This window comes from Mycobacterium sp. RTGN4 (assembly GCF_033804635.1).
In the GTDB taxonomy this organism is placed as follows: domain Bacteria; phylum Actinomycetota; class Actinomycetes; order Mycobacteriales; family Mycobacteriaceae; genus Mycobacterium.
Window position 1 is genome coordinate 139200 of record NZ_JAPZLB010000007.1, and the last position, 20525, is coordinate 159724.

The 20525-nt window shown below is 65.3% G+C and carries 17 protein-coding genes; 9 read left to right on the top strand and 8 right to left on the bottom strand.

Features of this window, described 5'->3' with window-relative positions; genetic code table 11:
- Window positions 1–7 precede the first annotated feature (7 nt).
- From SLQ30_RS16880 to SLQ30_RS16895, 4 genes are all read right to left on the bottom strand, one after another.
- On the bottom strand, window positions 8–1801 hold the full coding sequence (locus SLQ30_RS16880) for a putative bifunctional diguanylate cyclase/phosphodiesterase (protein WP_413468072.1): 1794 nt from the start codon (window positions 1799–1801) through the stop codon (window positions 8–10).
- Window positions 1802–1862: 61 nt separating this feature from the next.
- Complete coding sequence (locus SLQ30_RS16885) at window positions 1863–4004, bottom strand: Rv1355c family protein (RefSeq protein WP_319447311.1); 2142 nt, start codon at window positions 4002–4004, stop codon at window positions 1863–1865.
- 61 nt (window positions 4005–4065) lie between these two features.
- A complete protein-coding gene (locus SLQ30_RS16890) occupies window positions 4066–5436 on the bottom strand; it encodes a cytochrome P450 (RefSeq protein ID WP_319447159.1) in 1371 nt (456 codons plus the stop codon).
- A 252-nt stretch (window positions 5437–5688) separates the two neighbouring features.
- The gene (locus SLQ30_RS16895) at window positions 5689–6360 is read right to left on the bottom strand and encodes a TetR/AcrR family transcriptional regulator (RefSeq protein ID WP_319447158.1); all 672 of its coding nucleotides are present in this window, start codon (window positions 6358–6360) and stop codon (window positions 5689–5691) included.
- A gap of 653 nt (window positions 6361–7013) precedes the next feature.
- Between SLQ30_RS16895 and SLQ30_RS16900 the strand changes: the two genes are divergently transcribed.
- On the top strand, window positions 7014–7928 hold the full coding sequence (locus tag SLQ30_RS16900; protein WP_319447157.1) for a hypothetical protein: 915 nt from the start codon (window positions 7014–7016) through the stop codon (window positions 7926–7928).
- Here SLQ30_RS16900 and SLQ30_RS16905 read toward each other — a convergent pair.
- Both SLQ30_RS16905 and SLQ30_RS16910 read right to left on the bottom strand, forming a co-directional pair.
- Window positions 7896–9689, bottom strand: a complete 1794-nt coding sequence (locus SLQ30_RS16905; protein WP_319447310.1) for an EAL domain-containing protein — start codon at window positions 9687–9689, stop codon at window positions 7896–7898. The two genes, SLQ30_RS16900 and SLQ30_RS16905, sit on opposite strands and share 33 nt — an antisense overlap.
- A 416-nt stretch (window positions 9690–10105) precedes the next feature.
- Complete coding sequence (locus tag SLQ30_RS16910) at window positions 10106–10822, bottom strand: hypothetical protein (RefSeq protein ID WP_319447156.1); 717 nt, start codon at window positions 10820–10822, stop codon at window positions 10106–10108.
- Window positions 10823–11189: 367 nt separating this feature from the next.
- Between SLQ30_RS16910 and SLQ30_RS16915 the strand changes: the two genes are divergently transcribed.
- Window positions 11190–11642: a MaoC family dehydratase gene (locus SLQ30_RS16915; protein WP_319447155.1), complete on the top strand. Its 453-nt coding sequence runs from the start codon at window positions 11190–11192 to the stop codon at window positions 11640–11642.
- A gap of 76 nt (window positions 11643–11718) precedes the next feature.
- On the opposite strand, the gene SLQ30_RS16920 is transcribed toward SLQ30_RS16915, so the two are convergent.
- Window positions 11719–12897: an acyl-CoA dehydrogenase family protein gene (locus tag SLQ30_RS16920; protein ID WP_319447154.1), complete on the bottom strand. Its 1179-nt coding sequence runs from the start codon at window positions 12895–12897 to the stop codon at window positions 11719–11721.
- Window positions 12898–13007: 110 nt separating this feature from the next.
- Between SLQ30_RS16920 and fabG the strand changes: the two genes are divergently transcribed.
- From fabG to SLQ30_RS16940, 4 genes are read left to right on the top strand one after another with little or no spacing between them, the layout of a single operon-like run.
- On the top strand, window positions 13008–13748 hold the full coding sequence (fabG, locus tag SLQ30_RS16925) for a 3-oxoacyl-ACP reductase FabG (protein ID WP_319447153.1): 741 nt from the start codon (window positions 13008–13010) through the stop codon (window positions 13746–13748).
- Window positions 13748–14959: an acetyl-CoA C-acetyltransferase gene (locus tag SLQ30_RS16930; protein ID WP_319447152.1), complete on the top strand. Its 1212-nt coding sequence runs from the start codon at window positions 13748–13750 to the stop codon at window positions 14957–14959. The genes fabG and SLQ30_RS16930 overlap by 1 nt, the downstream gene beginning before the upstream one ends.
- Window positions 14959–16152 (top strand): acyl-CoA dehydrogenase family protein, encoded by a 1194-nt coding sequence (locus SLQ30_RS16935; RefSeq protein ID WP_319447151.1) that lies wholly within the window; start codon window positions 14959–14961, stop codon window positions 16150–16152. Before SLQ30_RS16930 ends, SLQ30_RS16935 begins: the two co-directional genes overlap by 1 nt.
- A complete protein-coding gene (locus SLQ30_RS16940; protein ID WP_319447150.1) occupies window positions 16136–16816 on the top strand; it encodes a GntR family transcriptional regulator in 681 nt (226 codons plus the stop codon). Before SLQ30_RS16935 ends, SLQ30_RS16940 begins: the two co-directional genes overlap by 17 nt.
- Before the next feature lie 11 nt (window positions 16817–16827).
- On the opposite strand, the gene SLQ30_RS16945 is transcribed toward SLQ30_RS16940, so the two are convergent.
- On the bottom strand, window positions 16828–17529 hold the full coding sequence (locus SLQ30_RS16945; RefSeq protein WP_319447149.1) for a dienelactone hydrolase family protein: 702 nt from the start codon (window positions 17527–17529) through the stop codon (window positions 16828–16830).
- 101 nt (window positions 17530–17630) lie between these two features.
- Here SLQ30_RS16945 and SLQ30_RS16950 point away from each other — a divergent pair, with 101 nt between their 5' ends.
- Genes SLQ30_RS16950 through SLQ30_RS16960 form a run of 3 tightly spaced genes read left to right on the top strand, consistent with a single transcriptional unit; the run spans window position 17631 to window position 20523 of the window.
- Entirely contained in the window at window positions 17631–18971 is a 1341-nt protein-coding gene (locus SLQ30_RS16950) for a flavin-containing monooxygenase (protein WP_319447148.1), read from the top strand.
- Window positions 18968–19606: a TetR/AcrR family transcriptional regulator gene (locus tag SLQ30_RS16955; protein ID WP_319447147.1), complete on the top strand. Its 639-nt coding sequence runs from the start codon at window positions 18968–18970 to the stop codon at window positions 19604–19606. The genes SLQ30_RS16950 and SLQ30_RS16955 overlap by 4 nt, the downstream gene beginning before the upstream one ends.
- A complete protein-coding gene (locus SLQ30_RS16960; protein ID WP_319447146.1) occupies window positions 19603–20523 on the top strand; it encodes an alpha/beta hydrolase in 921 nt (306 codons plus the stop codon). Before SLQ30_RS16955 ends, SLQ30_RS16960 begins: the two co-directional genes overlap by 4 nt.
- Window positions 20524–20525 lie beyond the last annotated feature (2 nt).

Genomic DNA, 20525 nt, shown 5'->3' on the forward strand with positions numbered 1-20525 from the left:
CCGAGGTTCAGGGCCGGAGATCGTCGTCCGCGAGTGAGACGACGCCCTTGACCAGCAGTTCCTTTGTGGCATCACTGCTGACCGGCGGCGAAAACAGGTAGCCCTGCGCGCGGCGGCAGCCGTACTGCAGGAGCAGTCTCGCCGCGGCCGCGGTCTCGACGCCTTCGGCGACCACCTCCAATCCGAATGCCTCCGCAAGTCCCATGATCGACTGGACGATCGCGCCGTCGTCGGGGTTGATCCCGAGCTCCGATACGAATTGACCGTCGATCTTGATGGTGTCGACGGGGAGCGACTTGAGGTGCTGCAGGACGCTGTAGCCGGTGCCGAAGTCGTCGATGGCGAGGTTTATCCCCAGCGCGTGTAGGTCGGCGAGGGTGCTGCTGGCCGCTTCGAAGTCTTGAACGACGACACTTTCCCGGAACTCGAAACACACTGAACTGCCGGGGATTCCGAATTCGTCGAGAATGGGCCCGACCGTGCTGGCGAAGTCCGCACTGACGAGTTGAACGGGCGAGACGTTGATGCGCAGCAAGACGTGTTCGGCCAACCCGTTGGAGCGCCAATCGGCGAAGTGACGACACGCGGTCTGCAAGACCCAGCGACCGAGTGCTCCGGCGAGATTGACGGATTCCGCCAATCCGATGAAGGATCCCGGCGACAGCAGACCGCGAGTGGGATGTGGCCATCGGACGAGTGCCTCGACGCCAAGCACTTCACCAGAGCGCAAGTCGACTTCGGGCAGATAGTGGAGAACGAGTCCGTCGGCTTCGATGACGTCCTGTAGATGCAGCTCGACGTCGCTGCGAAGTGTCCGACGCTCGAGCATCTGTTCGCGGAATACCACCGTCTGATTGCCTCCGGCAGTCTTGGCCGCCAGCATCGCTTCGTCCGCGCGACCCAGGAGGTCGAAGGAGTGGTGTCCGGGTTCGGCGATCGCAATGCCGATACTCACCGTGACCCTGAACAGCTCGCCTTCGATGACCAGGCGCCCCTGAAGGCCATCGTGCAGCCGTTGCGCCAGCACCTCTGCGGCCTCGGCATCCATGGGCGTGGACGGCACGACGGCGAACTCGTCGCCACCGAAGCGGGCGACAATGCCGGACTCCCCGGTCGCAGAGCTCAAGCGGTCCGCGACGGCCTCGATCAACCGGTCGCCTGCGGTATGGCCAAGATGATCGTTGATGACCTTGAGCCTGTCGAGGTCCACGACGAGTGCCGCGACCGGTCCCGTCCTTCCCGGGGCGAGCTTGTCGTCGAGGTACGCGAGCAAGGCCCGGCGGTTCGGTAGGTCCGTCATGTCGTCGTGATCGGCGAGGTGACGCAACCCTTCCTCGGCGGCGATGCGCGCTTGCAACTGCGCGAACAGGGACGCGATGGCCTGAACCGCATTGAGCTCGTGGGGGTTCCACTCGCGGTCGTCGAACTTGATGAAGCCGAGCGCGCCGGTCGTCACGGCTCCAGAGATGAGCGGCGCTGCGGCAATCGACGTGACCGGAATGCCGCCGCTCACTTCGATTCGTCGTCCGTACTCATCGGTGACGGGTTCTGGGCGGACGACGACCGGCGCCTTGGCGTGCTCGAGCATGGCGAAAATCGGGTCGGCATCCTTGAAGTAGATGACACCCAGCGGGTCTGGGTCGGGAATGTCCTGGCGTGGTGGCCATTCGGCGACCAGCCTCGTCGCGCGGACCTGGTGATCGTTGTGGCGCAGGAAGCTCACGTCCACGTCGAAGTGGTCGACGAGCTCGGCCAGCACCTGTTGACTGACGTCGGCCGCACTCCCGGCGTCAACCGCCATCAGGTACGTGGCGGTGTCGGTGACGACACGATCTAGGCTGCGCGACACGGCGGTCTTCGGCTCATCGTCGGGCCTCGGTGGCTGCTGGGCGCACTTGGGCGAGCGTTCGGCGGCGGCTGCGCACCGAGGCCGGCGGCGCGTGAGCCAGCTTGAGTACCAGTACCTGCGACTCACCTGTTTCGGTGGCCGACAACTGGCGAAAGGTCGATTGCAGGCGGACGAGATCCGGAGCGAACGACGCAGACAGTTCCCGCAATTCGTGCTCGTACACGGCGTGCAGGAAGACCGGCGAAATCGGTTGGACGGCAAGGCCGCGTTGTTGGGCGTAGATCCACACCGCCTCGGCGGCCGCGCCGCCACTGGCGAACTCGGTCAACCCGCTGCCTGCCACCGTCACCACGGCAAGCGCTGACGCCGTGCTGACCCGTTGACGGATGTCATCGCCGAGCACCGCACCGGCGTTCCACCGCGCGAGCTCCGTCATGACGTCGGGGCGCCGAAGGATCTCCAGGACCGCCACGCTGGTCTCGTCGAGCTCGAGACTTCGTACCTCGACGCCGGTGTCTGCGGGTTCGTCGCCGGGCCAACGCAGTTCGGCGATCAACTCCCGGTGCAGTGTCGGAGTCAGATACCGGATGCGGTCGGCGGCCGCGAACAACGCGGCGGCCGCTTCGATGTCCGGCCGGGAGGTCAGCAGATGCAGTTGCGCACCTTCCCTGTGCGCCAACGCGTGCAGCGTTGCCACGGTCTCGCCGTCGATTGCGCGTGGAACGCCGTGATGACGGTTGGTCTCGCGGTCCAGCATCGGTCGATACAGGTCCGCGAGTTCGGGATGCGCGCTTGACTCGAGCGTCAGCACCGCCTCGAGCGGGACGCGCTCGTCATCGGTCGTCATGACCACGGGGCCCAATGCGTGGTGAGCCGCGGCGGCCACGCGGGCATTGAACATCGCGGCGCCCAAGGCAACTGCGCTACCCCGGTACGCGACGTCCATCGACGATGTGCGGTCGGGTGCGAGGCGGATGGTCACCGAGCCGGGGTCTGTTTCGATGGTCCACGGCTGGGCGTTTCCGCCAGAGGGCGCGCGAATCGCGGCCGCCGCGACGATCCGTGCGGTGTCCTGCTCGTCCCCAATGTCATCCGGTTTCATGGAATCGCTTGCAGAATCGGAGATGTCATCGGTGTCGGGTTGGGTGAGGTGGTCGAAGGCGTCGCCGATGTCGATGCGAATCCGGCCCGATCGCAGCGGCTCACCCAGCCCGATCCTGCGGACGCACTCGGCGACGGCGGCGGCGCCCAACGTCACTTCACCAGCCAATTGCGGCCACGATGAAAGTGTCTGTCCGACCTCGACCAGCGACGCCGTGAACCGAGGAGACGACCGGGCGGCGTCGAGGTGGTGAAGCATGTGCGGGATCATCTCCTGGCCGGCCAGTCCCGCGAGCTGCCCGGAGTCCACCGTGCCGAGCAAGCCGTGCATCACCGGATGATCCGGGTCCAGGTCGTAGCGTTCGACGTCGATCAGACCACGATCGCTGGTCGCCATCAGCACGGGAAGCCTTCGCGCGCGGGCGGCTTCGCGGACCATGACCTTCATCGCGAACGAGTCGCACTCCTCGACCACGATGTCGAGACCGTCGAGGAAGTCGTCCATGGACTCCGGCGTCAGCCCCGTCGTGTCGACCTCCACGCTGAGGTAGGGATCGAGTTCTGCGATGCGCCGTGCCGCCACGATCGCCTTGTTGAGCCCGAAGTCCAACACCGTGGCGGGGACCCGGTTGAGGTTGGACAGCTCGAGCCGATCGAAGTCGGTCAAGCGCAGCATGCCGCAGCAGCCCTGCATTGCGAGCGTGTGCGCGATGGCATGCCCGACGCTCAACCCGGCGACCCCTATCCGGAGCCCGCCGAGCTGGGTTTGTTCCGCTGCGGTGATGAGACTTCTGTTGCGGTCAAGGCGGAGGGCCCGAAATCCGCGCGGCCCCAACACTCCAACGACGGTTCGACGCCACGGGTAGTAGGCCCATTGGGTCGGCTCTGCGACGAGTTCGGCTGGCGGCGCCGGGCGAAGCTGCCTCAGCCCGTCGAGTTGTTCGCTGCGGCGATCGATGAATTCGATGCGCGGGTCCGCCCGCAACTCCGCGATCGCGTCAGCGTCAGCGTCGAAAAGCTGGGCGCTGCAGCGAAGTTCGTCGTCGGGGTTCATCACGGTGCGGTTCGGTCGTTGCGTGCGGGTTGCGGGGAGTGGCGGCGTCGGACCTCGCGCGTCACCGACGGCTCCGCACGGAGGCGCGGACCGGACCGCCCGCGACCATCGTGAAGTGCAGTGCCAAAGGGAACTCGGCGTCCAAGGAGTGGATTTCGGCACGACGGATGACAGTCGCCAACGCGAGGGTGGCTTCGAGCATCGCGAAGTGATCGCCGAGGCATGAGCGTGGCCCTCCGCCGAACGGGATGTACTGCCAGCGGTCGCGTCCCTTGACTTGCTCCGGACTGAAACGGTCGGGGTCGAAGCGAAGGGGATCGTTCCAGAGCGCCGGGTCGCGTTGCACTGCCATCCTGCCGAACACCAGCATGGTTCCGGCCTTAACGCGATAGCCACCAACGACGATGTCGCGCACAGTCATTCGCGTTCCGGTGGGCGCAGGCGGGCACAGCCGAAGCGACTCCCTCACGACCTGAACGGTGTAGCTCAGCGCAGGGACGTCATCGGGCGTCAACGGGCGCTGGGGAAGCGCGGCGACTTCTGCGGCCACCCTGTCCTGGAGGTCGGGGTGGTGGCCGAGCGCCCAGAGCGCGTAGGCGACGGTGGTGGCAGTGGTGTCGTGACCGGCGAAGATGAAGATGATCAGTTCGTCACAGATCTCCTCGTCCGACAGCGTTTGCCCAGTGATCGGGTCCTTCGCCGCGAGCAGGGCGTGCACCAGTGGAGCTTCCCGCGTGGGGTCGGCGCGACAGGCGCGCAGAATGTCCATTGCCAGCTCATGCACTTTGGCACTGGCGGCCCGAGCGCGCCGACGTGCGGGGGTGTACATCCATCGCGGAGCGCGAATCGGGCGCAGCGATCGGCTCATCGCGTATCCCAACGCGACGCCAAGTGGCTCCGAGACCGTTTCCAGCCGCTGGTCGAGGTCGATGCCAAGCACGGAATGGCCAAGCGCACGCAGTGTGATCGTGCGTGCTTCAGCGTCCAAGTCCAGCTCGTCGCCGTCACGCCAGCCCGCGCAGACGCGCTCGGCGGCCGCCGCCATATGGCCGCCGAACTCACGGACGTGCTGCTTTGTGAACATCGGCTGTAGCGTCCGTCGACGCGGTATCCACAACTCATGCGGAAGATTGGACGAGTTGGCGCCGAGAATTCGGCGTAGCTCGTTGAGTACGGGGCTGGTCTTGTCGACGTTCTCGTCGTTGACGGCCAAGATGTCGCGGATCGCGCCGGGCGATGTCGCCAGCACGATCTGAGGGACGAGCCAGCGCGGGCCGAGTGTGAAGCGCGTCACCGGTCCGCCCGCATCGCGCAGTATCTCGGGACCGGTATGGAACGCCTTCGCGGCGCGGACGCGTTGGCGGTACGGCAGCGGATTCTTGGGGGCCAAGGGCAAGGAGGCGGTACTGCTCTGCGTGAGCGTCTCGAGCACGTCATCCTCCAGCTTGGTTCCCCCCGCGGCACCGGTTTTCTTAGCGTATCTCGGCAAATTATAGGGGACTGCAGGTCAGCGCTTCAGCCTATGCCCCGATACCGTGTTGATGCGTCATTTGGCGGCGTCGCTCAACCGATTTCACCGGCGCGGCATCGCGGTGATCACGGCCGTGACCAAGTTTGGCTGCCCCGAGTTCGGTCCGCAATCACGTTGCGGCACAGGCGATCCGCGCAACAGGCGTGCCGCGAACTACCGGCGTGGTGTCGAAGCGCGCATTGACTGACGGGCCAGGAACTCCCGGTAGTAGTTCAACGAGTCCGGTTCGACGACGGCGGGTAGCAGCACCTCCCAGGTGCCCGCCATCTGCTTGCCCATGTCCCTGCCGCCCGACAGTGCGGCGGACAGCAGTTCGGTACCGAGCATCGCGCCGAAGATGGTGCGCGCGATGACGTCTGGATCGAGATCCGATCGCGCGTCGTGCTCGGCCACCGCGGCCTTGACGCGCCCGGTCATCTCGTCGAGGAACCGTCCGTAGGTGCTCTTAGCGGCGGGATTGAACCCGCCGAACGTCCGGAGCAGCCGGGAAGCCGCCGCGGCAAGTACGTCGTTGGAGATCGTGTCGCCGACCATGAACACGCCGTGGATGAGATTCTCCATCGCGGGAGATCCCTGGCGCCCGGCCGCCACGAAGGCGTCGATCACCCTGCCCCCACCGTCCTCGATGATCGCTGTTGCCAGCGCTTCCTTCGAGTCGAAGTGGTAGTACAGCGCGCCCTTGGTGAGCTCGGCCCGTTCGATGATGTCGGCCAAGCCGGCGGCAGGATATCCGATCGCATTGATCAGGTCGACCGCTGAGTCGATGATCTTCTGCCTGGTGGCTTCCGATCGGGCTTGACGCACCACTTCGAATACCTCAGTCATCCCAATCGATGGCGGTTTCACGTGTCCGGGAGATCATAGAATGCCATCGCCCGGCGGCGCGGTATTCCTGATCGCGAGTGCCAACCGGCGTCGGATGAACCCACTGAGCTAGTCAACGTCGGGGCCTGTCTGATCAGTCCCCAACGGGCCCTGCCTCTCGTGCGCGGTCGGCGCTTGTCGCTCGACTCGATCTGACTTTCTGCGTAACCACATTCTGGCTTCAGTCGTACCCAATTTTGCTACAGACCTTTAGTCATCACCAGCGCTGCGGAACATTCCAAAAGTATGTAAAGTACCCGGTGTGATGACTCAAGGTCTGAAGCCAAGGAGCCTCCTCCTGGCCGACGCCTGGGCGTCGCATGGCACGTCGGATGGGGTTCTCGCCCCAAAGACGAAGGACCGGAAAGGTAGCTCCGGCCCATTGCCGCCGTCGTCAACCGCACATTCCATCGAGCCCTCGCGCGGGCCGGGGAAACTCGAAACTCAGGAATATTCGTCAAGCGCGCAGTTTGCTTCGTCCATATCCCGAAATTCCTTTTGAAGTGCGGGACATGGAAGCAATACGACCGTCCGAGACTTCGCTCTTCGAGCAGGTCCCTGGCGACTTCAATGCTCATCCTGTCGCTAAAGCAATGACGAGGTAATCAACTCACATGTGGGATCTTGAAGTTGACGTAGCGTGCATCGGCGCCGGAGTCGGAACGCTGGCAAGTGCCATCTCAACCGTGGACCTGGGCGCTGACGTGCTGTTGGCCATACCGTCCACCGAACGGCGCGCCCCGGCTTCCGCGGTTGCGGTTCATCGGCGGGTCGGCGGATTTCTTCGAAGCTGGTCGCCGACCGTCACTGACGCCGAAACCGACGAATACTTTGCCGCACTGTCGCATGGACTCGAATCGATTGGCGTTGGAGCCGGAGATTCCGGGCTGCCCGTGCGCGAGGTCAGCGCCGTCACCGCCGACGACCGCACCATCGCACCGTTCGTGGGAGCAAACCTCCGCGAATGGAATGCAAAGTGCCTGGCGTCGCAGTACGGGCTGCTGTACACGTCACTGTCGGGCTGGCGTACCAAGAGCATGCGCGCAAGCGACGGTCAGTCGCTCGAGGTCCATGCCGTCGCATCGATCGATTCGGCCGAGCTCGCGGACGGGTGCACCATCTCCGACTGGATGCTGCAGAAGCTGCGCCAACGCGACGTCGACATGCACGAGCACAGCGCGCTGGAGCGCATTGTCTTCGAGGACGGACGAGTCGTCGGGGTCGTGCTCGCCACGCCTGATGGCCCGTTGAGGGTCGGTGTGCGCCACGGACTCTCGGTGTCGTCGCGCGACCCGTTCGTGGCACCCTCCGACCAGCTGGTCGCACCGTCTGGGCCCGATGGGCTGCAGGTGTGCATCGTCGGCCAGTCGGCCAGCCGATTCTTCCGCGTCGAGCTATTGGACACAGTGGCTGCCGAGTTTCCGGTAAAGCCCATGTGCACGGCGTCCGGCCGACAACTGCTCGCAGGCCTGCGGGTGCCGCCGCGGGCGCTGCCGTCAAGCGTTGGGCGTTGCCGAGAAGTGCGCTGACACCCGGCCTTTCGTCATTAGCGCACCCAAATCTGCTCCGCTCAGCGGCGGAGACAGCAGAAAGCCCTGAGCCCGATGGCAGCCGTGCTGTAGCAGGGTCAGGGCGGCTAGCTCCGATTCGACTCCTTCTGCGACGAGCTGCAACCCGAATGCCTCGGCCAGCGCGATGATGGCGCGCACGATGGCCAGATCGTCGGGGTTAGAGCCAAGTTCGGTGACGAAACTCCGGTCGATCTTGAGCACGTCGACCGGTAGCGACTTCAGGTGCGAGAGCACGCTGTAGCCGGTCCCGAAGTCGTCGATGGCGAGCTGGACGCCTGCTCCCTTGAGGCCGGCCAGCGTGATGCGCGTCGTCTCGATGTCCTGGACCACCACACTTTCGGTGATCTCAAGGCATATCGACCCCGGCTCCAGCCCGAATTCGCTCATGATGGCGGCCACCGACTCCGCGAACCCGTCGGTCACCAGCTGGACCGGGGATACGTTGATCCGCAGCACCGTGCTAGTGCCGATGCCCTGTGCGCGCCAACCGGCGAATTCGGCGCACGCGGTGCGCATCACCCACCGTCCCAATTCTCCAGCCAGGTTGATGGATTCGGCGACCGCGATGAACGATGCGGGGGAGATGAGCCCTCGGGTCGGATGCTCCCAGCGGACCAGTGCCTCTGCCGCGAGCACCTCACCGGTGCGCATGTCCACCTCGGGTAGATAGCGCAGAAACAGGCCACCGTCTTCGATGGTGCCCGCGAGATGCAGTTCGATGTCGGTGCGGAACGCCGAATCCATCGAAAGCTCGTCGGAGAACGCGGCGACCCGATTGCCGCCGGAGCCCTTTGCAGTGAGCAGCGCCTGGTCGGCTCGGCGCAGCAGATCTGAGGTGGTGTCACGGCCAGGCAGGCCTTGCGCCACGCCGATGCTCACGGTGCGGGTCAACAACTCACCGTCGATCGCAACGCGCTCGCGCAAGACGTTCAAGAGGTCGTGCGCTTCTTGTTCGGCCGCTTCGACCGATAGCACGCCTGCCGGGACGACGACGAACTCGTCACCGCCGAGTCGCGCGATGTGGCTCGCGGGATCGACGTTGGCCTTGAGCCGTTCGGACATCGCCTGGAGGAACCAGTCACCTGCGGTGTGGCCGAGGTAGTCGTTGACGGTCTTCAAGCGGTCGAGGTCGAAGAACAGCGCGGACACCGGTCCCGGGTGGCCCGGTTTCAGCCGGGCTTCCAGATGCGCAAGCAACGCGCGCCGGTTGTAGAGCCCAGTGAGGTCGTCGTGCTCGGCGAGGTGGCGCAATTGATCCTCGGCGTTCACCCGGGCCTGGACCTGAGCGAACAGCGAGCCGATGGCTTCGAGCGCGTTGAGCTCGTCTGTGCGCCACTCCCTGTCGCCGAACTTGACGAATCCGATGATCCCCGTCGTCAACTCGCCAGACACCAATGGTGCTGCCGCCATTGAAGTTTGGGGGACGTAGCGACCTTCCTCGATGCGCTTCTGATAGACCTCGTTGTCCGGCCGGAATACCAGCGGGGTCTTGCCGTGTTCGGATGCCGCGAACACGGGATCGGCGTCGGCGAAGTACACGACGCCGAGCGGGTCGGGATCGGGGATGTCTGGCCGGACGGGCCATTCGGCCACCAGGAGCGAGGCCCGAATCGAGTGGTCGTTGTAACGAAGGAAGCTCACATCGACGTCGAAGTACTCGACGAGCACGGAGAGCACCTCTTCGCTGACCTCCACCGAGGTGGCCGCATTCGCCGCCATCAACCGGGTAGCGACGGTGGTGACCAATCGCTCCAGGCTGAGGGGGTTATTCTCGGCGGTCACCGAGCGAGCTTATCCGTCGCTGGGGACAATCGTCAGCACGCAGCACCCCGTACCGGCCTGCGGCCGGACCCGAGCCCCCCGCCGAGGGGGCCAGCGAATTTCCGTGTTGATGACGGGTCGTGTTGATCCGAGGTCGCGGGCTCGTCGTGGACCGCACGACACCGCGGGGGAAGCGGGCGACGTGTAGGACAAAACAAGCAAACTAAGTCCCGAAGCTGACCTCCATGCCCCGATGGCCCGGCGTTGGCCGTGTCGAGGGTCAGCTCAGGCTGTCGCTCCGTCGGCCGGAACCGACGCCAGCCCCGTGCGTCATCGCCGCGGCCGATCAGGCGGAGCGGACGCTTAGTCGGGCTTCACCCCGCCAACGCCATCCGCGACAGCGACTCCGTCTCCTGAAGAATCTTCGACACTTGTTCTGGCTCAGCATGATTGGCGAAGGTACGTCGATCCCACCACATCATCTTCGTGCGGTAGCGCTCATCGGGATAGGGCGCCGCCGGGATGGGTGCGACGACACCGCCGGACGACCGCCAGCGCTCGAGCACGTGCGGCGCCGACGTGGCCATGCAGAACTGGACCTCCATCATGGCCATCGCATGAAAACCGCTGCGTGCGAGCACCTGCGTGATCGGCTTGGCCCGATCGCGGTCGTCGGTGACCCACGCCGACTTCATCTCGAGCACGCCGAACGGGACGCGATCGGTGATCATCTTGCGGACGGCGGGCTGTCCTGGGTGATCCGCCCATTCGATGACCGCGTGCGAGTCGTCCGCTGACGTCAGTGGCCCCTTGGCGCGGACGCCGCCGATGATTCGGCCCCCCTCGTCGAGGGTGGCCCAGAACATCACCGTGTCCGATCCGTCCCTGATCGCGGCGATGTCGAGAGCTTGCTCGACACCATGCTTTCGATAGCTGTGATCGGCGCCACGCAGATACTCCGACCAGAGTTCGGGATCGGCGGCGGGGCTCGATATCACTAGCGTGCATTGCGAATCCGGGTCCCACCAACTCAGGCTGTTGGTGATCGCGAAATCGAAGCGGGATTCGAATTCGAGGGATGGAGCGTGCATTCTTGCCTCATTCGTCAGTTGTGCTGGTAGGACATCGATATCACAGCGTGCTGGCGGTTTTTTGCTGCCCGGCGGCACGGGGTTTGCCCAATTAGTATCGGCTCCAAACCGCCAAGGAACCGCCCCTTATGGCGCGGATTTAGCATGGTGTTAGATTTCTGAACCGGAGTCGCTGATTTTGGCAAAGAAAGGATGAATTTCTGGCTATGGTCGCCATTCCTGTTTCAGCTGCATAATCCCCATGGCACGGCGTATCCGCGAACTCGCCAGGAAAATCGCGGACAGCTCGTTGTGCGCGGTGCGGCTGAGGCGCTAGATGTAGTACGGGGCGGCGCGCGCCGCCAAGATCCCCATTTAAGGAGAAGTAGTGAAGGTTTTCAGTGGTCTAGATGAGCTCGCTGGAGCACAAGGCAGCCAACTTGGGCCGACGGAGTGGATGGAGATCAGCCAGGACCGGGTGAACACCTTCGCGGACGCGACCGACGACCATCAGTGGATCCATGTCGACCCCGTGAAAGCGGCCGATGGTCCGTTCGGCGGAACGATCGCCCATGGTTTGCTGACGTTGTCGCTACTTCCGCACTTCTCGCATCAGCTGTACACCGTCGAGAACGTCGCCATGGCCGTCAATTATGGCTACAACAAGGTTCGTTTCATCTCGCCGGTCAAGGTCGGCGCCAGACTGCGGGCGCGGGCCGAACTCACCTCGGTCACCCGACTCGAGGGGGCGGCCCAGTCCACCATGACCGTCACTGTGGAGATTGAAGGCTCTGACAAGCCTGCCGCGGTGGCGGAGTCGATCATCCGCTACCTCGCCTGACGCCCGGGTGACTGGCGCGTGGGTCGAGAGTTGAGCGCGATCTACAGCAACGTCAGATTTGCCGCCGACGAGTCCGTCACGGCCGTCGCTTTGCGGCCCGGACCAACCCGCCGCCGATGATGAGGCGTTGGATCTCGCTGGTGCCCTCGTACAGACGCAGCAAACGCACGTCGCGGTAGATCCGCTCGACCGGGACGTCGCGCATGTACCCGGCGCCGCCGTGGACCTGCACGGCCAGATCGGCGACCGTGCCGACCATTTCGGTGCAGAACAACTTCGCGGTCGACGGGGCGATTCGGCGGTCCTCGCCCGACAGCCACATCCTTGCGGCGTCACGGACGAGGGCCCTGCCCGCCATGACCCCGGTCTGCATGTCGGCGAGCATCGCCTGCACCAGTTGGAAATCCCCGATTGGGGTGCCGCCCTGCGTCGCCGTCGCGGCGTAGGTGACCGATTCGTCGAGCGCGCGCTGAGCGGCGCCGACCGATAGTGCGGCGATGTGGATGCGGCCCCGCGCCAGCGAGGTCATCGCTGCGCGGTACCCGATGTCCTCGGCGCCGCCGATGAGCGTCTCGTGTCCGACCCGGACTTCGTCGAAGTTCACGTCGGCGGTCCACGCGCCCTCCTGGCCCATCTTTGCGTCCTTGGCGCCGACCTCGACGCCTGCGGTCTCGGCGGGCACCAGGAATACCGCGATGCCTGGGCCGTCGGAGTCAGCGGGCCGGGTGCGGGCGAAGGTGATGAAGAGGTTGGCTGTCGGGGCGTTGGTGATGTACTGCTTGCGCCCGGTGATCACCCAGCTGTCGCCGTCGCGAACGGCCTTGGTGCGCAACCCTGCCGGATTGGATCCCGCACCTGGTTCGGTCAGTGCGAACGAGGCGACGACCTCGCCCGAGGCGATGTCTTCCAGCCAGCGCGTCTTCTGCTCGTCGGTGCCGAAGCCGACCAACACCTGGCCTGCGATGCCGTTGTTCGTCCCGAACATCGAGCGCAGGGCCAGCGTCGTGTAACCGAATTCCATGGCCAGCTCGACGTCCTGGGCGATGTTGAGCCCGAGCCCGCCCCATTCCTGGGGGATCGCGTAGCCGAACAGGCCCAGTTCCTTGGCCTGGTCGCGGATGTCGTCGGGCACCCTGTTCTCGTTCATCACCTCGAGCTCGCGTGGCATCACCACGGATCGAACGAAACCTCGGGTCGCCTCGAGGATGTCGTTGAAGTCCTCTTCACCAACGGCGGCGTCGGTCGGGTCGGCCATGCTGAAACTCCTGAGGTGGGCGATAGCCGGGTTGGCTTTGTACAACAAATATCATATTTTATGTGGCATACCCGGGCGGCCGAGCCCGCCCAAGGAAGGCAGGAGCACCGATGGCATTGCTTGACGGACGGACCGCGGTGGTCACCGGCGGAGCGCAGGGGATCGGCTTCGCGATCGCCGAGCGCTTCGTCGCCGAAGGAGCGCGCGTCGTGCTCGGCGACCTCGACCCCGATGCCACCGACGCGGCCGTGCAGAAGCTCGGCGGCAGTGCCGTCGCGAGCGCGGTGCGTTGTGACGTCACGAAGGCCGACGACGTCGAAGCCCTCGTCAGGGCGGCAGTGTCGGAGTTCGGCGCGCTGGACGTCATGGTGAACAACGCGGGCATCACGCGAGACGCCACCATGCGCAAGATGACCGAGGAACAGTTCGACCAGGTGATCTCCGTCCACCTCAAGGGCACCTGGAACGGCACCCGCAAGGCCGCCGACATCATGCGCGAGCAGAAGAGCGGCGCCATCATCAACATCTCGTCGATCTCCGGCAAGGTCGGACTGGTCGGCCAGACGAACTACTCGGCGGCGAAGGCGGGCATCGTCGGCTTGACCAAGGCCGCCGCCAAGGAGGTCGCCCACCTCGGCGTGCGCATCAACGCCATCCAGCCCGGTCTGATCCGTTCGGCGATGACCGAGGCCATGCCGCAACGGATCTGGGATGCCAAGCTGGCCGAGATCCCGATGGCACGTGCGGGGGAGCCAAGCGAGGTCGCCTCCGTGGCGCTGTTCCTGGCGTCGGACCTGTCGTCGTACATGACCGGCATCGTGCTCGAGGTCACCGGCGGAAGGCACATCTGATGGCTGAAGCAGTCATCTGCGAACCCGTCCGCACACCGATCGGCCGCTACGGCGGAATGTTCAAGTCGCTGAGCGCAGTTGAGCTCGGAGTCGCCGCGCTGAAGGGACTGCTCGAGCGCACCGGTGTGGCACCGGATGCCGTGCAGGACGTCATCCTCGGGCACTGCTATCCGAGCATGGAGGCCCCTGCGATAGGTCGGGTGGTCGCACTCGACGCCGGCCTGCCGGTGACCGTGCCCGGCATGCAGCTCGACCGCCGCTGCGGTTCGGGACTACAGGCCGTGATCCAGGCGTGCATGCAGGTGGCCAGTGGCCAGAACGACCTCGTCGTCGCGGGCGGCGCGGAATCCATGAGCAACGTGGTGTTCCACTCCACGGACATGCGCTGGGGTGGATCCCGCGGCGGGGTCAAGGTGCACGACGCGTTGAACCGTGGCCGGACCACCGCGGGCGGGCGGGATTACCCGGTACCCGGCGGCATGATCGAGACCGCCGAGAACCTCCGTCGTCAATACGGCATCTCGCGCGCCGAGCAGGACGAGTTGGCCGTCACGTCGCATCGGCGCGCGATCGCCGCACAGAACGACGGGCTACTGGCCGACCAGATCATCCCGGTCACCGTGACCACGCGCACGGGCGAGGACGTCATCGACACCGACGAGCACCCCCGTGCCGACACCTCCGTCGAAACGCTGAGCAGGCTCAAACCGATCTTGCTCAAGCAGGATCCGGAAGCCACCGTCACAGCGGGGAACGCCAGCGGCCAGAACGATGCGGCCGCAATGTGCTTCGTCACCACGTCCGAGCGAGCGGCCGAACTGGGCCTGCGCCCGCTCGTCCGGTTGGTCTCCTGGGGCGTCGCGGGGGTTCCGCCGAATGTCATGGGCATCGGCCCGGTGCCCGCGTCCGAACTGGCGTTACGGAACGCTGGGCTGAAACTTTCCGATATGGATCTCATCGAACTGAACGAGGCGTTCGCCGCGCAGGCGCTGGCGGTGATGGCCGAATGGAAGTTCACCGCAACCGATCTGGAGCGCACCAACGTGCAGGGGTCGGGCATCTCGCTCGGCCATCCGGTGAGTGCGACGGGTGGCCGGATGCTGGCCACCCTGGCCCGTGAGCTCGACCGGCGCGGCGGCAGGTACGGACTGGAAACCATGTGCATCGGCGGCGGCCAAGGGCTGGCGGCCGTGTTCGAAAGGGTCGTTTGATGACAAAGCTTGCCCAGACCATCGGGCTCACCGAGACGCAGACCGAGATCCTTGCCGCGGTACGACAATTCGTGGACAAGGAGATCATTCCGAACGCCCAGGAACTCGAGCGCTCGGACACATATCCGCAGCACATCGTCGACCAGATGAAAGAGCTGGGGCTCTTCGGGCTGATGATCCCCGAGGAGTACGGCGGGCTGGGCGAGTCGCTGCTCACCTACGCCCTGTGCGTGGAAGAGCTTGCGCGCGGCTGGATGAGCGTTTCCGGGGTGATCAACACCCACTTCATCGTCGCGTACATGCTGCGTCAGCACGGCACCGACGAACAGAAGCAGCGCTTTCTGCCTCGGATGGCGACGGGCGAGGTGCGCGGGGCCTTCTCGATGTCGGAACCCGAGTTGGGCTCCGACGTGGCGGCCATTCGTACGAAGGCCATACGCAACCCCGACGGCGGCTACACCATCACCGGTCAGAAGATGTGGGTGACCAACGGCGGAAGTTCGACGTTGGTCGCGGCACTGGTGAAAACCGATGAGGGCGAAGCCAAACCGCACCGCAACCTCACCGCGTTCCTGGTGGAGAAGCCCACCGGCTTCGGCGAAGTGGCGCCGGGGTTGCTCATTCCCGGCAAGATCGACAAGCTCGGCTACAAGGGCGTCGACACCACCGAACTGGTCTTCGACGGCTATCAGGCCTCCGACGACGACGTGTTGGGGGGCGCCCCCGGCCGCGGCTTCGTCCAGATGATGGACGGCATCGAGGTCGGCCGCGTCAACGTGTCGGCCCGCGCATGTGGCGTTGGCATCCGGGCTTTCGAGCTCGCGGCCCGGTATGCGCAGCAGCGCAGCACCTTCGGCAAGCCCATCGCCGAGCATCAGGCCATCGCATTCCAACTTGCGGAAATGGCGACGAAGGTCGAGGCCGCGCACTTGATGATGGTCAACGCCGCGCGCCTGAAGGATTCGGGGGAGCGCAACGACGTGGCGGCTGGGATGGCGAAATACCTTGCCAGCGAGTTCTGTTCGGAGGTTACACAGCAGAGCTTCCGCATCCACGGCGGCTACGGCTACTCCAAGGAGTACGAGATCGAGCGGCTCATGCGAGATGCGCCGTTCCTCCTGATCGGCGAGGGCACCAGCGAGATTCAGAAGACCATCATCAGCAAGAGTCTGCTCAATGAGTACCGCATCTGAGCCGGAGTTCGCGGCCAGGCCGCAACTGTCCGAAGACGTCGCGCGCTACGTGCGCAGGCGGATCTTCACGGGCGCGTACCGGGCCGGCGAGTATCTACGGCTGGATCAACTCGCGGTCGAGCTTGGGATCAGCGTGACGCCGGTTCGGGAGGCGTTGCTCAATCTTCGCGCCGAGGGGCTGTTGGTCCAACATCCGAGGCGTGGGTTCATGGTGCTCGAGGTGACGGCGCGCGACCTCGCCGACGTCGCGAAGGTGCAGGCCTTCATCGGTGGCGAACTCGCGGCGCGCGCCGCCGAGCACATCACCGACGATCAACTTGCCGCGCTGCGGGCCATCCAGGACGAGTTGGAGCTTGCCTACGAGCAGACCGACCTGGAGCACACGGTGCGCCTGAACCACGAATTCCACCGCACCATCAACGTTGCGGGCGATTCGCCCAAGCTGACGCAGTTCATGTCGGGCATCACCCGCTATGCGCCAGAGTCGGTATTCCCGACCTTGCGCGGCTGGCCCAAGCAGTCGATCAAGGACCATCGCGCCGTCATCGCCGCGCTTGAAGCGCGTGACCCCGAGTTGGCGCGAAGCGCGATGGCCGAACACTTCACCGTCGGAGTAGCGCCGCTCACCGACCATCTGGTCGAGCGCGGGGTCATCGGCCCCTGAGGCGAATCGCTTTAGCCGTTGAGATGCTCGTCGAAGAACGTCAGGATGCGAGCCCAGGCGTCCTCGGCTTCCGGGCGTGAATAGGACAGCCCCGCAATGCGTTCGACGAACTGTACGACCTGCGGATAGCGCCAGTCGTTCATGAACCCGTGGCCGACGTTCGGGTACTCCTTGATGTCTCGCGCGACGTCGACGCGAGCTAGTTCGGCCTCCAGTCGGGCCGCCGCCCCGGGCAGCATCACGTCGCGCCCGCCGTAGCTTGCGACCATCGGGCAGGCGCCGGTCAGGTCGGGCAGTCTCGGCACGACGCCGTAGTTGGGTGCAGTCACATCGAACACGCCACGCGGGGCCAACTGCAGGCAGAAGCCGCCGCCCAGACAGAAGCCGATCGAGCCCACCATGCCGGTGCAACGGGGGTCGGCGGCCAAATGATCGCGGGCGGCGACGATTGCGTCGACGGCCGAACCTCCGCCTTCGAACGACGCCCGGAAGGTCCCCACGACACATCTCACCCGGTTGCCGCGGCGGTAGAGCGCGGGGGCCATTGCGAGGTAGCCGCTGGCGGCGAAGCGGTCGGTGATGCGTCTCAGGTCGCTCGTCATGCCCATCGCATCGTGGAGTACGACGACGGCCGGCCACGGGCCGTCGCCCTCCGGAATCGCAAGGTATGCGGGCAGGGCTCCGTCGGCAGAGGGATAGTCGATGTCCGCCATGGTGATCACGGTAGCGAATGCCTGCAATTGACAGATGTCAGAACTCATTGACGTACGTCAAATCGGTTGATACTGTCCCGCAAAACCCTTCAGGAGCGGCAGTGCAAAAGACTCAACCGCGCACGGCGGTCATCGGTGCAGGCATCAGCGGGTTGACCGCGGGCAAGATGCTGAAGGACTACGGCGTTCCGTACACCACGTTCGAGACGTCCGACCGAATCGGTGGCAACTGGGCGTTCGGCAACCCGAACGGACACAGCAGCGCCTACCGCTCGCTTCACATCGACACGTCGCGGCAAATGTTGTCGTTCAAGGACTTTCCCATGCCGGAGCACTATCCGGCGTTTCCGCACCACGCCGACATCAAGGCCTATCTCGACGACTACGCCGCCGCCTTCGGACTCCTCGACCACATCGAGTTCGGCAATGGTGTCACCAGTGCGCGCCGGGCCGATGGCGGCGGATGGGACATCGTGGACCAAGCGGGTGACAGCCGGCGCTTCGACCTCCTCGTCGTGGCGAACGGTCACCACTGGGATCCCCGCTATCCCGACTTCCCCGGCACGTTCACGGGGGAGACGATTCACTCCCACCACTACGTCGACCCTCGCACTCCGATGGAACTGACGGGCAAGCGGATCCTCATCGCCGGACTTGGCAACAGCGCGGCCGACATCACCGTGGAGCTGTCGTCGAAGGCGTTGGAGAACACGGTGACGCTGTCCACCAGGTCGAGTGCGTGGATCGTGCCCAAGTACATCGCGGGCCGACCCGGTGACACGCTGTTCAAGACATCGCCGCACATCCCGTTGTCCTGGCAGCGCAAGGCGATTCAGCTGCTGGCCCCGGTAATGGGCATCAACCCCACGCTGTACGGGCTGCCCGAACCCAATCACAAGCTGTTCGAGGCGCATCCGACGCAATCGGTGGAGCTCCCGCTGCGGCTCGGCTCAGGTGACGTCATCCCCAAGCCCAACGTGGCCCGGCTCGACGGCGACACGGTGCACTTCGACGACGGGACCAGCGACGCGTTCGACGTGATCATCTACGCGACGGGTTACAACATCACGTTCCCGTTCTTCGATCCCGGCTTCATCAGCGCGCCGGACAACAGCATTCGGCTATACAAGCGCATGTTCGTCCCCGGTCTGGAGGACCTCGCGTTCATCGGCTTCGCCCAGGCGATACCGACGCTCTTCCCATTCGTCGAATGCCAATCACGTTGCCTGGCCGCCTATGCCATCGGGCGTTACGCGCTTCCGTCGGCCGACGAGATGGAACGCGTCATCGACGCCGACCAGAAGCTGTACACGGGCCACTGCACCGGTAGTGCGCGGCACACCCAGCAGGTGGACTACTTCCACTACGAGCACGACATGCGCGCGCGGGAACTGCCCGCCGGGCGCAAGCGCGCCGCCACGCGAGCACCGGTGCACGCGTGAGGTCGCAGACCGATCGCAGGCCGCCCCAGCGCAGCGACTACCGGCGCGAGGCGATCTTGGACGCGCTCGACACCTGGTTGCAGGAGTCGAACCTCGATGCGATCAACATCGCCGAGATCTCCAAACAGGCTGGCGTGACGCGGTCGGCGTTCTACTTCTACTTCGAGAACAAGGGCGCCGCGGTCGCCGCGCTCATGGAACGCATGATCGACGAAACCATTGTCGTGAACGAGCATTTCACGGCCGCAGAGGATGCACCTCGGCGCCGCATCTACGCCATGCTCGACGGACTGTTCGAGATGCGGGCCCGACATCACCACCTGTTCAAGGCGATGCTCGAGGTACGCGGATCCAGTTCCTCGGTGCGCGACATCTGGGATGGGGCCAGGGCGTCCTTCACGGACTCGATCGCTGAAATGATCCGCAGGGACAGGGCAGCGGGGCGGGCCCCCGACGGGCTGGACCCCGATGTGCTCGCGGCCGTGCTGCTCGAGGTCAACGACCGGTTGCTGGAGCGGCTGACGCTGGGCGGAACGCTGACCAGCGCACAGTTGAAGGACGGGGCGGCGGCCATCTGGCTCAGCTCGGTCTACGGAATCACCGACCTGGCCGAGCATTCACAGGAGACCGCATGAGCTACCGCGAGGTCACGTTCGATTCCCATGGCGTGCGTTGTCACGCCTGGCATTTCCGCGCCGAGTCCGACCTATTGACCGGGCCGCAGGGCCGCCCGGTGGTGGTCATGGCGCACGGCTTCGGCGGCACCAAGGACTCTGGGCTCGAACCATTCGCCGAGCGCTTCGCCGCGGCCGGCGCCGACGTGTTCGCCTTCGACTATCGCGGCTTCGGAGCTTCGGAAGGTGAACCGCGTCAGTCGATTTCCATCAAGCGTCAGGTGCAGGACTACGGCGCCGCCATCGACGCAGCCAAAGCGCTGCCCGACGTCGACCCGCAGCGCGTCGCAATCTGGGGTTCGTCGATGTCGGGCAGTCACGTGTTTCATGTCGGGGCGGATCGCGCAGACGTTGCCGCCGTCATCGCGATGACCCCGTTGACGAGCGGGCTGGCTGCCGGTCGGGCTGCGGTCGGGCAACGCAGCGTGCTCACCGCGTTGTCGTGGATGGCCACCGGTGTTGCCAGCAAGGTGTCCGTCGCGCGCGGCAGGGGCGCAAAGCTGATGCCGTTGGTCGCCCACCCCGGTGAGCGCGGCGCGTTGGCGCTCGACGGGGCGTATGAGAGCTACACCGGGATGGCGGGACCGACGTGGCGCAACGAGGTCGACTCCGCCGTCGGCCTCGAGATGGGCGGAATCCGGGCCACCCCTGCGGCCAAACGGTTGACGTGCCGCCTGCTGGTTCAACTCGGCGACTACGACAGGTACGTGCCCGCCGCCTCCGTCGTCAAGACCGCGGTCGCGGGCCGGGGCGAAGTGCACCACTACCCGTGCGACCACTTCGACGTCTGGCCCGGAAATGCATGGTTCGACAAGGTCGCTGACGACCAGGTGGCGTTCGTGACCCGGGCGTTGGCGCCTGCCATCGTCAACCGCTGACG

What these genes read in the sequence shown, in the direction of transcription:
- SLQ30_RS16935 (WP_319447151.1), top strand. Translation starts at nt 14,959, where the DNA reads ATGACAAAGCTTGCCCAGACCATCGGGCTCACCGAGACGCAGACCGAG.
- SLQ30_RS16960 (WP_319447146.1), top strand. Translation starts at nt 19,603, where the DNA reads ATGAGCTACCGCGAGGTCACGTTCGATTCCCATGGCGTGCGTTGTCAC.
- SLQ30_RS16930 (WP_319447152.1), top strand. Translation starts at nt 13,748, where the DNA reads ATGGCTGAAGCAGTCATCTGCGAACCCGTCCGCACACCGATCGGCCGC.
- SLQ30_RS16885 (WP_319447311.1), bottom strand. Translation starts at nt 4,004, where the DNA reads ATGAACCCCGACGACGAACTTCGCTGCAGCGCCCAGCTTTTCGACGCT.
- SLQ30_RS16945 (WP_319447149.1), bottom strand. Translation starts at nt 17,529, where the DNA reads ATGGCGGACATCGACTATCCCTCTGCCGACGGAGCCCTGCCCGCATAC.
- SLQ30_RS16920 (WP_319447154.1), bottom strand. Translation starts at nt 12,897, where the DNA reads ATGGCCGACCCGACCGACGCCGCCGTTGGTGAAGAGGACTTCAACGAC.
- fabG (WP_319447153.1), top strand. Translation starts at nt 13,008, where the DNA reads ATGGCATTGCTTGACGGACGGACCGCGGTGGTCACCGGCGGAGCGCAG.
- SLQ30_RS16880 (WP_413468072.1), bottom strand. Translation starts at nt 1,801, where the DNA reads ATGGCGGTTGACGCCGGGAGTGCGGCCGACGTCAGTCAACAGGTGCTG.
- SLQ30_RS16895 (WP_319447158.1), bottom strand. Translation starts at nt 6,360, where the DNA reads ATGACTGAGGTATTCGAAGTGGTGCGTCAAGCCCGATCGGAAGCCACC.
- SLQ30_RS16900 (WP_319447157.1), top strand. Translation starts at nt 7,014, where the DNA reads ATGTGGGATCTTGAAGTTGACGTAGCGTGCATCGGCGCCGGAGTCGGA.
- SLQ30_RS16940 (WP_319447150.1), top strand. Translation starts at nt 16,136, where the DNA reads ATGAGTACCGCATCTGAGCCGGAGTTCGCGGCCAGGCCGCAACTGTCC.
- SLQ30_RS16905 (WP_319447310.1), bottom strand. Translation starts at nt 9,689, where the DNA reads ATGGCGGCGAATGCGGCCACCTCGGTGGAGGTCAGCGAAGAGGTGCTC.
- SLQ30_RS16910 (WP_319447156.1), bottom strand. Translation starts at nt 10,822, where the DNA reads ATGCACGCTCCATCCCTCGAATTCGAATCCCGCTTCGATTTCGCGATC.